Here is a 12,839-nt window from a genome sequence, read left to right as displayed (position 1 = left end):
TGTGGCCGTGGAGCTCGCCGGCGGGTTGCAGGCTGTTGGGGTCCCACAGCCGCACTACCCTGTCGCCGCCGGCGGTGACGAGCAGGATGGTGCCGTCCGGCCGGGTCCACGTCCCCACCGCGTACACCACGTCGGTGTGGCCGTGGAGTTGGGTGTGGGTGGCTCTCCTCCAGATCACACCGTCGGCGCGTGGAGCATCAGGGTGGAACTGGGCGGCGCAGGCCGCGGCGAGCGTGGTGCCTCGGCATTTCACCGCCCACACGTGCAACCAGTGCAGCCGCTCGTCGGAGGTCAGGGCGCTTAAGTCACCCATCAATTCTCGTGCGTCGATTGCCCGGCGGGCTTGCGGGTCGGTGACTGTGCTTCTCGTGCGCAGCAGCGGTGGCAGTGGAGTCCACAAAAGATAGCCGGGGTCCAGCGCCAGGCGGTCGATTTCTCCCGCCGCAGCGGCGTGGTCGGCCAGATGTGCCAGGGCGTAGCTGCTGGCGTCCTCCCAGCGTCGGACGCCCAACTCGTCCAGAGTGGGGGTGATGCAGGCCAGGATCCTCCCGTGGGCCTGCCGGGTCGCCTGGGCGCAGCGCGCCGACTGCTGCACCACCGTGTGGTCCTCGTGGCCAATCTCTCGCCCGGTCAGGAAGTCCCGCAGACTCTGGTGCCGCAGCCGGTACCAACCAGTCGGATCAGCCGCCTCACGATCCCCTCTCGTGTGGGCGAGAAACGGCCGTAACGGGCCGTCGAGGACATCCTGCACCGAACCCAGGGGTAGATTCCCAGCCCAGAGGGCGAGCGTGGTACTCGTCACCGGCTCGGTGACCGCCGCCAGGGTGCCCAGCGCCGGCAGCACAACGCCGTCCCATCGGTCCGGGGCCAGCTCCCGAATCCGCCGCAGGTTCTCGCTGTAGTACCCCGCCAACCCCGCCGGCAGAGCGCTGAGACGGTCAGCAGGCAGATCACCATCGCGGACCTGATCCATCACCAGCAACGCATAGATCCACACCCCGCCAGCAGCGGCCAACAACCCCCGCGTGAACGCCTCCGGAGAGACGTTGCTGGCAGCGAGCTGGCCTGCCAACGCGCGGTCACTGCGAGCACGGAAGGTGACATGCTCGCGCAGATCATCAAGGTTCGCCTGCCCCGTGACATCGATCCGCTCCACCCTCGCCCCAGCCGGCAAGGGATGCCCCGGACGGGTAGTGGCCACCACCACCACCCCCGGCGGCAGAGTCCGGGGCAGCCCGAACGCGACCTCACCCGCCGACGGCGTGGGCGCCTCGTCCAACCCGTCGATCAGGATCACCAGAGGCGACACTTCACCACGCGCACGCCGCTGCGCCTGAATCGTCATCAGCCGCTGAGCGAACCAGGCGGGGGCGGTGTAGTTACCCGGCAGCCCACACAACCTGTCCGGGAAGTCGGTAGGCGTGTATGCATAGATGATTTGAGCGGCGAGGTTCGCCCGCGCAGCCTCTGGGTTGGTCGACTGACGCGAGAAATGCGCCGGCCAACGGCGCGTCGGTGAAAACGCTAGATACGTCGCCAATGCGCTCTTACCCAGCCCCGCCTCCGCCTCCACCAACACGTAACCACCAACCGGACGGGCAGCGACCTGCGCGATCCGCGCGTCGATCTTCTTCACCAGCCATCCACGCCCCGTGAACCCGCCCACCGGCTCATCATTGACTGTCAGGCCAAGCTCAAGCGGAATCAGCGACGGATCAAGAACTACATCGGCCAAGCCCGTCGCATTGCCTGCCAGGACCGTGCCCGCGACCGTCCCGTGATTCACCCCGATCGTCGGCCCGGAACCCCCACCCTGCACCGAACCAATCCGCTCCGGCACCCGTCGACCGAACCCCACCATCACACAGCTCCCCGGTCGGCACTGCCGCCACGAGCCTCGCCATAGTTGACACCGATCGTCGGCCCGGACCCACCACCCACCACCCTGTCGATCCTGTTGTCACCCGTATGGACAACGCCAGATTCAGCGCCGCCGGCAGCGCCACGGTAGGTCAACCACGCCGACAGCCCCGACCCCACCACCGCCAACACCACAAACCCCACCCAGAACCACGGCCCCTCACCGAGATTGTTGCCCACCACCCCCGCCGCCGCCCCGACAGCGAACGCCGCACCCGACCCGGCCGCCAACTTCCCCGCACCAGCCACAGCGCCCCCTCATGCCGTCTCCCACCAACCAGCATGCCTAACGAAAGCCACCCAGTCCCTTAAGGACGCGAGCGGTAATCGGGCCTCATTCCGCCGATTCTCGTGGGCGGCTGTCGGGACTGCGTAGTTTTCCGTTTTTGGCCTGGGTGTGGTCCGTTGGACAGGACGTTGATCCTGTCCGGGAAGGACCACGTCATGGCAGACAAGAAGAACGCTGCTCCACTTCCGCAGCCCTCGGCGGCGGAGGTGGAGTTCGCGCAGCAGCTGGTCGAGCGGGCCAAGGCCGACGGGGTGTCGTTGGTCGGGCCGGGTGGACTCCTGGCCGGGATCACCCGGACGGTGCTCGAATCGGCCCTCGACGCGGAACTGGACGCCCATCTCGACGAGGCCGGTGTCGATGAGACGACGGGCCGGCGGGCCAACATCCGTAACGACCACGGAGCCAAGATGGTGCAGACCGAGGTCGGGCCGGTGCGGATCCAGGTTCCTCGGGACCGGGCCGGGTCGTTCACCCCGAGGATCGTGCCGAAGCACGCCCGCTGCTTGGACGGGTTCAACGAGGCGATCCTGTCGCTGTATGCGAAAGGGTTGACGACCGGGGAGATCTCGGCGCATCTGGCGGATGTGTATGACGCCGAGGTGTCCCGGGAGTTGATCAGCCGGGTCACCGACAGTGTCCTGGCCGACATGGAGGCCTGGCGGCAGCGGCCTCTGGACCGGGTGTATCCGGTGGTGTTCATCGACGCCCTGGTGATGAAGATCCGGCAGGGGCAGGTCGCGAACCGGCCCGTCTACGTGGTGGTCGGGATCAGCCTCGACGGGGAACGCGACGTGCTGGGCATGTGGGCCGGCGGCGGTGAGGGCGCCAAGCAGTGGGCCGGCTACCTCACCGAACTCCGCAACCGAGGTGTCGAGGACGTGTTCATGGTCTGCTCCGACGGGTTGAAGGGCATGACCGACGCCATCGAACAGGTGTGGCCGCAGGCGGTGCACCAGCAGTGCCTCGTCCACCTCGTCCGAGCCAGTCTGCGCTACACCAACCGCAAGGACTGGCAGAAGATCACCCCGGCGTTGCGAGAGATCTACACCGCTCCCACCGTGACGGCTGCGGAGGCTCGTTTCGAGGCGTTCGCCGCCGAGTTCGGCGACCAGTACCGGGCCGTGATCCGGTTGTGGCGGACCTCGCGGCCGCAGTTCGTGCCGTTCCTCGACTACGACCACGAGGTCCGCAAGGTCCTCTACACCACCAACATCATCGAAAGCCTCCACGCCCGGTTCCGGCAGGCCGCCCGCCCCCGATCCCCCGAGCATGAAGCTGGTCCAACACCGCATGCCAACGATCGATACCAACGTCCGTCACGAGCTGGCCAACGAACCCAACCCGAAGATGATTCGCCTACTGCCGTTGCAGTACTAGGGTGCGCCTGATCGGGCCGCGCGACGTCGCGACAACGGTTCCGTGCCCCGTTTACCCTGGAAACCCCCGTCGGGGATGGCGACCGTGATTGCCCCCATTTACCCCCCGGAAACCCCTGCCAACGGTTGGCCAGCTGTGACAAGTGGTGCTTACCCGACTGCGGTGTTTGCGCAGTTCAACGCCAAGTTCTGACAGCCGATGACAAGTCCAAGGTCGTGATGGTCGAGGACCGCGGGTTCGGGGTTCGAGTCCCTGGCGGCGCACCACCGAAAAGGCTCTGACCTGGGGTTTCACCCTGGGTCAGGGCCTTTTGGTGTTCCTGTCGGTGGTTCGGTGTCTCGGTGGGTGCTCGGGAGCCGTTGGACCGTTCCGTGCCCGCGTGGACCGGGGCCTACATCGGTGCACCTGGCGCTCCGGCCGGCGGGTGTCTTCGATTGCTGGTTTCAGGCTGGTGCCGGTGGGTGGTGGGCAATGACTGCTGTTGCGGGGATGCGGTCGTCGATGAGGAGGGCGACGAGTTCGTCGAGTAGTAGTTCGAGGTCGTCGGGGGTGGTCAGGTCGTAGTGCTTGTTGACGATCCGTTCGTCGGCCACGCGGACTGTCTCTAGTTCGGCCTCGCCGGTGCTCCAGATCGTTATCGCGGCGAGCCATGACGGGGACTCGAACTCACTGATGACGATCGGTTTGCCGTGGTTCGGCTCGATCGGTCGGGTGTGCCATGTCATGCCTAGCCGTGCCCACGTCTGGGCCCGGGCCAGCACGGCGTCGGACAGTGTTTCCAGCGGAAAGTTCACGCCCGCGACTATCACATGCTCTGCGCGGGAGGGCTGGCGTCGATCCCGGACGTGCCCAGGTCGAACCGGTTAGGAAGATCGAACCGTCGGATGCCGCGCGGGATCGTCTCGCGGCTGTACCGAGTGTGCCGTCGACTACGGCAAGCCTTTGCCAGGTGCCCCGGCTTTCGGACCGGCGGCACCGATGACGAATGTGCGGGTCACGCAGCCGGCCGTGGACGGTCGGAGTTCGTCGGGTCTGCGCTTGCCGGGGCTGATCAGTCAGCAGCAGGTGGCCGAGGCGCGTAGGGACCTCGGTCGGCGGTTGGCCGCGTGGCGTGCCGAGCAGGGGCTGACGCAGATGCAGCTCGCCAAGAGCATCTGTTACTCCCGCAGTTCGGTAGCCAACGCCGAGATCGGCCGGGACACCAGCGTTCGTCGGTTCTGGCAGGACGCCGACCGGGCGGTCGATGCACAAGGGGCGCTGCTCACGGCGTTCGACCAGATGGCTGCACTGGTACGGGACTTCAACGCCCAGCGGGCGCAGGCGCGGGACGAGGAACGCCAGCGGCGCGCCGGCCGGACCGCCACCCGGGCCACTCACGCGGCGACGGCTGACTATGGGTGCGGGACGTTGGTCGTCGGCCGGTGGACCGGACAGGAGACCCGCGCGTTACGCGAGGCGCTCCGGATGACCGTCGATGACTTCGCCCGCCACCTCGGGGTGGCACCCGAGACGGTTTCCGGCTGGGAACACCACCACACGTCCACACCGCCACCGACGATGACCACACAAGCGGCTCTGGACGAAACGCTCACGCTCGCCGACGGCAACACCGAAGCCCGGTTCCTGCTGATTCTCGACACTCCGGATCACCACGCGTAAGCCTGCCGGGCAAGCGGTGAGGGGCTGCTGGCACGAGCTCCATGTCGCGCGGTATGGCAAGGCTTCCCCGGCCATGCCCGTCGGCGGCCTGATAGCTTATCTGATCTTGCCGTCTTTCATGTGGGTCTGTCCGTTCAGTGCTTCCTCATATCCGATAGTCCGGTTATCTCGCCGGGTACGAAGACCTATCGTTTCCCGCATTGTCAGCGACGACGCGAGGGTACTCATGGGTTTTTACCTGCGGACCAGCCTCAAAGCGGGCCCCTTTAGGTTCAACCTGTCGCCAGCTGGCGTCGGCGTATCCGCTGGCGTCCCAGGGTTCCGTGTCGGCACTGGGCCTCGCGGCAACTACGTCCGCGTTGCCGGTCTCGGCACGACCTACTTCGGCGGCCGGGCACCCACCCCAACCTTCCCCGGATCGCCGCCGTCGATGCTGCCAGCGACCCGCAACGACGGGATCGTCATGCAGGAGTTGTCCGGTACGCCGGTACAGCAGCTGGTTGCAGCACATCCCTCCGATCTGATCGGTCAGATCCAGACTGCAGCCCAACGGCACCTGCTGTGGCCGTGGGCCGCTGCCGCCGTCGCACTCCTGGCTCTAATCTCGGCACCATTCGGGCTCCTACTGCTCGTGCCCGGCCTACCCGCAGTGTGGTGGCTGCGGCAGCGCGACCTTGCGCGGCGATCAGTCGTCGTCTTCTACCAGGTAGACGACGTACCGGCGGTCAACTACGAGCGCTTCACCACGAGCAGCAGCTTCGTCAGCCGTGTGCAGCGCGTCTGGCACGTCGAAGCCGAAGGTGCCCTCAACACTCCATATCAACGGAAAGTCAACGCCGGAGCCGCAGCCCTGAACCGCCGCAGCCCAGCCTCGGTAGATCTGGTTGGTCCGCCCATGCTCGTGACGAACATCGCCGTACCGAGCCTGCATGGAAGAGATCGCTCTTTGTACTTCCTGCCGGACCGGGTGATCGTCCGCCATGGTCACCGATACGCCGGCCTCCCGTACGCTGCGGTGAACGCCCATGCGCAGGCCCAACGGTTCATCGAGTCGGATACGCCGCCAACCGACGCCGAGTGTGTTGGGACAACCTGGCAGTACACCAACAAGTCCGGCGGCCCGGATCGCCGCTTCAAGAACAACAGACAACTGCCGGTCATGCTGTATGGAAGGCTGACCGTCACCAGCCCAGACGGACTGCTGATGGTCTGGGACTTCTCCCGACCTGACGTTGCGGCCGCACTCGCCGAAGCAATCGGCCGGATGCGGTAGCCGCAGGGATACTGGGATGCTGCGGGACGACGACCAACAACGTCGCCGGCCTTGGGCGCGGCATGAGCGTGGAACCGATCTTGGCTGGCAGGAAACCGCTCCATCAAAGCGGGGGAAACTCAGGGTGCGGCTGGACAGCGCGACCATGGATGGGGTAAGCCACCATGGCGAGGCTTCCGGTGGGGGCATCGCACCTGGTCGACTGCTGTTTCACCGGGAACCTCGTCCTATGTCGACACCAGCTCTCCTCCGCGCCCATCATGACCAGGCCATCACGGTGAAAAAGCCTCACTGTGCGGGGATTCGCTTCGCTCCGGGGTGGTAGAAACGAAGCGACTGACCGGTGTGCCCAGCGGAGGGTGAAATGGGTGTCTGACATCGCGGACCCGAGCCGGCACCTCGTCCTCACCGTGGACGTGGAGCGGTACAGCGGGCGGGACAACGTGCTCCAGTGGCGCGTCCAGCAGGCCCTGCCGAGGATCATGCAGCAGGCCCGGGAGGAGCTGGGCCTGTGCCCGGACGGCTGGCTGGTCCAGCCGAGCGGCGATGGGCAGCTCGCAATCCTGCCGCAGGGCACCAGCGAGCGGACGGTCGTGACCCGGCTGGCACCGACCGTCGACCGGTTGCTCCGCGAGCACAACCATGGCCTGGCCCCGGAGGCACGCATCCGGCTGCGGATCGGCGTCCACGAGGGTCTGGTCCACCTGGACGGCGGGAACGGCTTTCCCGGCGAGGCCGTCGTCACGGTCTGCCGGCTGGTCGACTCGCCGCAGCTCAAGGCCGCCCTGCGGCGGTTTCCCGACGCGCAGGTGGCACTGATCGTGTCGGACCGGCTCTACCAGGATGTCGTCCGGCACTATGGTGACCTGCGGCCAGAGCACTTCCTGCGGGTTACCGCCAGCCTGCCGGAGAAGAGCTTCGACGCCGTCGCCTGGATCCACCTGCCGGGCGAGAACGCCGCCGCAGCCACCGCAGAACAGCCCATCCCAGCCGCCACCCCGGATCAGCCCGCACCAGCCACCGCCCCGGACCAGTCCTCCGCTGGTGGTCAGACCTTCCAGCACATCACGGCGCACGGGCCGGCGGCGTTCGGCAACGGCAACGTGGTCACCACGTACGGTTCCGCCGACGGCGCGACCCCGCACCGGCCCTGACGATGGCGCAGGATCGTCCCCGTACCGACCGGGTGGCACCGTCACCCGAGCCGGGCACCAGCGTCCACCAGGCCAGCTACTCCGGGATCACCACGCACGGGCCGGCTGCCTTCGGTAACCACAACATCGTCAACCAGGTCAGCTACCGGAGCGCCCCGCCCACGCACGCCAACGACGTGCTGGTGTCGAAGGCGCTGGAGGCCCTGGCGAGACAGGTGGAGACCGAGCGACGGCGGGACGAGGAGCGCAGCCAGGTGTTGCGCCGCCCGCTGCCGGTCCGCTGGGCGGTGACCGCCGCCGCCGGTTCGGCGATGGCCGACGTCGACTGGTCGTCGGTCGGGGTCACCGAGGATCGGCTCCCGGCCGGCGGGTTGGACGACCTCGCCGGTCTTCTGGCCCGGCGGCTGCCGCACCGACGATTGGTGATCCTGGGTACGGCCGGTGCGGGCAAGACCGTGCTGGCCACCCGGCTCGTGCGCGATCTGCTGCGGGAGCGCCTGGCCGGCCAGCCGGTCCCGGTGCTGCTGCCCGCCGACACCTGGCACCCGGGCGAGCAGCACCTGCGGGAGTGGATGGCGCAGCGGCTGGCCCAGGATCATCCCCACCTGGGGGGACCGGCCCCGGCCCCGGGCCGCTCGCGCGACCGTCGGACGATGGCCACCCACCTGATCGAGAGTCGGCTGGTGCTGCCGGTCCTCGACGGGTTGGACATGATCGGCGACGGGCTGCTCGACACGGCGCTCACCGAGCTGAACGGCCTCGGCGCCGAAGAGCCGCTGGTGGTGACCAGCCGCGTCGAGCCGTACCAGGACGCGGTCCGGATCGCCGGCTGCGGGTTGTCCCGGGCCGCGGTGGTGGAGGTGCTGCCACTCACGCTGGCCGAGGCCCGGAACTACCTCGCCCCCGCAGGCGGAACCGGGCGGTGGCATCGGGCCTTCGCCGAGTTGGCGAACGATCCGGACGCCCCGCTCGCCCAGGCCCTGCGGACGCCGTTGATGGCCTGGCTGGCCCACACCATCTACGCGACGGCGACACCCACGGCCGCCACCGCCGACCCGGCCGCCACCGTCGCCGATCCGCGGGAGCTGGGCGACCGGGCCCGTTTTCCGGACCGGGACGCCATCGCCGACCATCTCATCGACGGTCTGCTGCCGGCGGTCTATCCGGCCGAGCCGACCCCGACGAGCCGCCGGGACTCCGACGAACGGTGGCACCGTCAGGATGTGGAACGGGCGCTGTCCTTCCTGGCCCGGCATCTGCGCCGGACCGACACGCACGAGATCGCCTGGTGGCGACTCGACCGGGCGGTCCGGCACCAGCGAACCCTCTGGACCCCGCTGCTCATCGCGCTCTACGGACTGTTCTTCGGGCTCGGGCACAGCCTCACCGCTGGCCTGGCGATGGGGACGGCCCTGGGCCTGATCGGGGCGAGCCGGCGGGCCCGCACGCGGCTGGGCTGGGTCGCCAGCGAGACCCCGTACCGCACGAAGATGAGCTTCCGCCGGCTCAGGGCCACCCTCTGGTACGCCCTCGTCTCCACCACGACGCTGGCCGTACCGCTGCTGGCGGGGCTGGTCCTGCTGGCCGTGCCGGGGGCCGGCCCGCTGGTCATCACGGCGGGCGTGCTCCTGCTGCTGACGGCAGCCGCCCTATTCGTCCGGCTGAACTGGCGGCGCAGAGAACGCGACCTGACCCGGGAGCTCGTGGTGCCTGCCGATCCGTCCCGCGTCGTCAGTCCGACCTCGACGTTGCGCGGCGACCTCGCGGCGGGACTGATGGTCGTACCGCCGACGATCCTGCTCGGCGTACCGCCGGCGATCCTGTTCGGCACCGTCCGCCCGATAATGGCCGCGACCGCGTTCATCGTCGGCTGGATCGGCGCTGGTGCCTGGGCCAGGTACACGGTCGCCCGGGTCGTCCTCGCGGCCCGGGGGCACCTGCCGTGGCGGACCATGGCCTTCCTCGACGACGCGGTCGACCGGGGCGTGCTGCGGCGGGTCGGTGCCGCGTACCAGTTCCGGCACCCCCGGCTCCGCGACCGGCTGGCCGAGCATCCCCGGTGACCGCTCAGCCTGGTGCGCCCGGCGCTCGTCGGGGTAGCCGGTGGTGCGTCAACATGGCCGAGGCGAAGCAGGTGATCGACGGTGTGTCCCAGGTGATGGCGTCCGGGGCGGCACCGTAGCCGACGCCACGCCAGCCCACCGGCGGTCGGTGTGCGCCGCCGCGCGGTGGCTAGGCGGGCGATCAGGTCAACACGCAGTTCGGCGGGGATCTCGCGTGGGCCGGGTGGGTGCGGTGCCCCGGTCGGCGGCTGCCGCCCAGAGCGCCGCCACCAGGGCGAGCGACGCCGAGGCCAGCAGCAGGGCCAGCAGCGTCCGGGGCGAGCCGGACGTGCCCAGGGCGACATCCGCGACGGAGGAGATCAGCGCGTCGCCTCCGATGGCCGTCGCGGCGGACAGGCCCGTCGCGGTTCCGGCGCGGCTCGGGTGGTCGGACATGACCCCCAGGTTCACGACGGGGGTGGTCAGGCCGTTTCCGATTCCCACGAAGACGCAGACGGCGAAGAACGCGACGGGGTGGAGGCCGCGCAGCGGTTGACCAGGGCGAAGCTGGGCCCCGAACGTGTGAGCGATGTCGGGCAGTGCCGGCAGATGGATGTTCACCGGAAGCACCGACATCGCCGTCAGCAGGACGAAGAAGGCCAGGCCCGGTGCCGCGCGGCCATTCGCGCGCGGCGAGGTCAGCGATGTCCTTTCGGTGGTGGAGTCCACGGAACCGGATCCCGTCCACGTCCTCGAAGGCGCGATCCCGCGCCTCGCCCGAGCACCTGCCGCGGGCGAGGCGCGGGATCGCCGGTCCCCGGCGACCGGCGACATCCGGCGTCGTCAGGACCGGCAGGGTGTGCCGTTGAGGGAGAAGCCCGTGGGCACCGCGTTGCTGTCGCTCCACGAACCCTGGAAGCCGAACGAGACGCTCGCGCCGGCCGCGAGCGTGCCGTTCCAACTGGCGTTGCGGATCGTGACGGCGGAGCCGGCCTGGGTGTAGGTGGCGCTCCAGAGCGTGGTGATCCGCTGGTCACCCGGGAACGTGAAGGCCAGGGTCCAGCCGTCGACGGCGGTCGTGGTGGTGTTCTTGATCGTGACGTCGGCGATGAATCCACCGGGCCATTCCGACTGCTTCTGGTAGGTCACCGCGCAGGTGGGGTCGGGTGGTGGAGTGGTCGGGTTGACCCGTACCTCGTTGGTCGCGATCGACACGTTGCCCGCCGCGTCCCGGGCCCGTACGTAGTAGCGGTTCGGCACGGACGGCGCGAGCGACAGCTGGTAGCTGGTGCCCGGCACGGTCGCCACCAGCGTCGAGTAGAAGACCCCGTCCCAGCGGTAGACGTTGTAGCCGGTCACCCCGACGTTGTCCGTCGAGGGCGTCCAGTTCAGCTTGGCGGACGTGGTGGTCACGTCGGTGACGGTCAGCGTCCCGGGGGCGCTCGGCGGCACGGTGTCGGGGCCGGTGTCGGTTGCCGGGGTGACGATGGTGAGCGAGTTCGACGACGGCGAACTGTGCCCGCCCGAGTCGCTGGCGCTCACGACGACGAGATACTGCGTGGCCGGCTTGAGGGTGATCGTGGCCGTGGTGACGTTGCCGATCCGGACGGTTTCCCCCAGGTCGTAGAACGCCTGGAAGTATCCGATCGTGTACCCGGTGACGTCGCAGCAGCCGGGCTCGGCCGCAGTCCAGGTCAGGGTGGCCGACGTCGACGTGACCCGGCTGACCGCCAGGTCCCTCGGCGCGGTCGGCGGGAGGTCGGCCGGTGGCGTCGAGCTGGTGGCGTCGACCGTGTTGGACGCGGCCGACAGGTTGCCCGCGGCGTCCCTGGCGCGTACGTAGAACTGGATGCGCGGGCCGGGTCCCGTCGTGGCCGACGGCGGCAGCTGGTACGTCGTCGACGTGGCGGTGCCGAGCAGCGTGGAGGTGTACCAGCCGTCGAACTTGTAGACGTGGTAACCGGTGACGCCGACGTTGTCCGGCGCGGCCGTCCAGTTCAGCGTGCCGTTCCGGTTGGTCAGGTTCGTCGGCGAGCCCGGTGGCACGGTGTCCGGGCCGCTGTCGGTGGCCGGAGCCACCACGATGATCTGGTTCGACCAGGGGGAGGTGTGTCCGGCCGAGTCCCTGGCCGCGACCCTGATGTTGTACTGGTGGGTCGGCGAGATGTTGATCGTGGCCGTGGTGACGTTTCCGACCGTCGTGGTCGGGATGACGTCGCTGAACGGCTCGGGATACATGATGGTGTAGTTGGTGATGGCGCAGCAGCCGGTGACGGAGGCGGTCCAGCTCAGGGTGACCGACGTCGAGGTCACGCTGGTGGCCGTGAGCAGCGTGGGCGGCGCCGGTGGCGCCGGTGTGCTGGGCGGGGTCGGTGGCGGGACGCTGCTGGCCAGCATCGACACGGTGCCGGCACCGGCCGCGGGTGTGGTGGCCAGGCCCACACCCAGCACCGCGACCGGCAGGGCGGCGGCGGCCACGAAGGCCGGCCACAGGCGGCGGAACAGAGAGCCCCCGTACACGGGCTGCTCCTCTCTCGTCAGTCGGTGGCGCAGGACGCGCCGTTGAGCGTGAAGCTGGCGCAGCCGGGGCCCGGCGTCGGCGACGGCGTCGGCCCGTACGGGTCGACCGTGTTGGTCGCGATCGACAGGTTGCCCGCCGCGTCCCTGGCGCGTACGTAGAAGAGGTTGCGCAGCCCCGACGTGGACGGCGGGGGCAGCGGGTACGTCGTCGACGTGGCGATGCCGACCAGCGTGGAGGTGTACCAGCCGTCGAACCGGTAGACGTGGTAGCCGGTCACCCCGACGTCGTCGGTGGACGCGGTCCAGGACAGCGTCCCGTCCTGGACGATCAGGTTCGCCGGAGCGGTCGGTGGCAGGGTGTCCGGGCCGGTGTCCGTGGCCGGGGTCATCACGACGATCCGGTTCGACCAGGGGGAGGTGTGTCCCGTCGTGTCCCTGGCGGACACCCTGATGCGGTACTCGTTGGTCGGCGAGAGCCTGATCGTGGCCGTGGTGACGTTCCCGACCATCGTCAGCGGGATCGCGTCGGTGAACGGTGGGGCGTACTCGATGACGTAGGCCTCGATGGCGCAGCAACCGGGGGTGGAGGCCGTCCAGGTCAGGGT

9 protein-coding genes and 1 pseudogene are annotated in these 12,839 nt (G+C 69.0%); 5 read left to right on the top strand and 5 right to left on the bottom strand.

All coding sequences use genetic code 11. The features are described 5' to 3' along the window. Positions 1-1,861, bottom strand: a 1,861-nt coding sequence (locus tag LPA42_RS32845; RefSeq protein ID WP_144082855.1) for a hypothetical protein, incomplete at its 3' end; no start/stop codon positions are given. A 503-nt stretch (positions 1,862-2,364) separates the two neighbouring features. Here LPA42_RS32845 and LPA42_RS32840 point away from each other — a divergent pair. Further along, positions 2,365-3,597 carry an IS256 family transposase gene (locus tag LPA42_RS32840; protein WP_228987111.1) on the top strand — a complete coding sequence of 411 codons (1,233 nt, stop codon included), beginning with the start codon at positions 2,365-2,367 and terminating at the stop codon, positions 3,595-3,597. Positions 3,598-4,029: 432 nt separating this feature from the next. Here the strand turns inward: LPA42_RS32840 and LPA42_RS32835 are convergent, their stop codons facing one another. After that, positions 4,030-4,380, bottom strand: coding sequence for a hypothetical protein (locus LPA42_RS32835; RefSeq protein WP_144082552.1), 351 nt, complete (start codon positions 4,378-4,380; stop codon positions 4,030-4,032). Positions 4,381-4,564: 184 nt separating this feature from the next. Between LPA42_RS32835 and LPA42_RS32830 the strand changes: the two genes are divergently transcribed. From LPA42_RS32830 to LPA42_RS32815, 4 genes are all read left to right on the top strand, one after another. After that, on the top strand, positions 4,565-5,245 hold the full coding sequence (locus LPA42_RS32830; protein ID WP_077936333.1) for a helix-turn-helix domain-containing protein: 681 nt from the start codon (positions 4,565-4,567) through the stop codon (positions 5,243-5,245). Positions 5,246-5,471: 226 nt separating this feature from the next. After that, a complete protein-coding gene (locus LPA42_RS32825) occupies positions 5,472-6,518 on the top strand; it encodes a DUF4236 domain-containing protein (protein WP_158229380.1) in 1,047 nt (348 codons plus the stop codon). Positions 6,519-6,886: 368 nt separating this feature from the next. Further along, entirely contained in the window at positions 6,887-7,672 is a 786-nt protein-coding gene (locus tag LPA42_RS32820; RefSeq protein WP_228987110.1) for a hypothetical protein, read from the top strand. Positions 7,673-7,674: 2 nt separating this feature from the next. Next, the gene (locus LPA42_RS32815) at positions 7,675-9,735 is read left to right on the top strand and encodes an NACHT domain-containing protein (RefSeq protein WP_144082554.1); all 2,061 of its coding nucleotides are present in this window, start codon (positions 7,675-7,677) and stop codon (positions 9,733-9,735) included. 186 nt (positions 9,736-9,921) lie between these two features. Here the strand turns inward: LPA42_RS32815 and LPA42_RS32810 are convergent, their stop codons facing one another. From LPA42_RS32810 to LPA42_RS32800, 3 genes and pseudogenes are all read right to left on the bottom strand, one after another. Further along, the gene (locus LPA42_RS32810; protein WP_077936336.1) at positions 9,922-10,443 is read right to left on the bottom strand and encodes a hypothetical protein; all 522 of its coding nucleotides are present in this window, start codon (positions 10,441-10,443) and stop codon (positions 9,922-9,924) included. Positions 10,444-10,557: 114 nt separating this feature from the next. Next, positions 10,558-12,234: a cellulose binding domain-containing protein gene (locus LPA42_RS32805; protein ID WP_077936337.1), complete on the bottom strand. Its 1,677-nt coding sequence runs from the start codon at positions 12,232-12,234 to the stop codon at positions 10,558-10,560. Between the two features lie 17 nt (positions 12,235-12,251). Next, positions 12,252-12,839: pseudogene (locus LPA42_RS32800) on the bottom strand (fibronectin type III domain-containing protein); the annotation flags it as partial.

This window comes from Micromonospora sp. DH13 (assembly GCF_020873825.1).
In the GTDB taxonomy this organism is placed as follows: Bacteria; Actinomycetota; Actinomycetes; order Mycobacteriales; family Micromonosporaceae; genus Micromonospora; species Micromonospora haikouensis.
The sequence above is the reverse complement of the archived record's forward strand: the minus strand, read 5'-3'. Positions and strand labels throughout refer to the sequence as shown.

Excerpts from the sequence above, each read along its gene's own strand:
- LPA42_RS32840 (WP_228987111.1), top strand. The coding sequence starts at position 2,365 with ATGGCAGACAAGAAGAACGCTGCTCCACTTCCGCAGCCCTCGGCGGCG.
- LPA42_RS32830 (WP_077936333.1), top strand. The coding sequence starts at position 4,565 with ATGACGAATGTGCGGGTCACGCAGCCGGCCGTGGACGGTCGGAGTTCG.
- LPA42_RS32825 (WP_158229380.1), top strand. The coding sequence starts at position 5,472 with ATGGGTTTTTACCTGCGGACCAGCCTCAAAGCGGGCCCCTTTAGGTTC.
- LPA42_RS32815 (WP_144082554.1), top strand. The coding sequence starts at position 7,675 with ATGGCGCAGGATCGTCCCCGTACCGACCGGGTGGCACCGTCACCCGAG.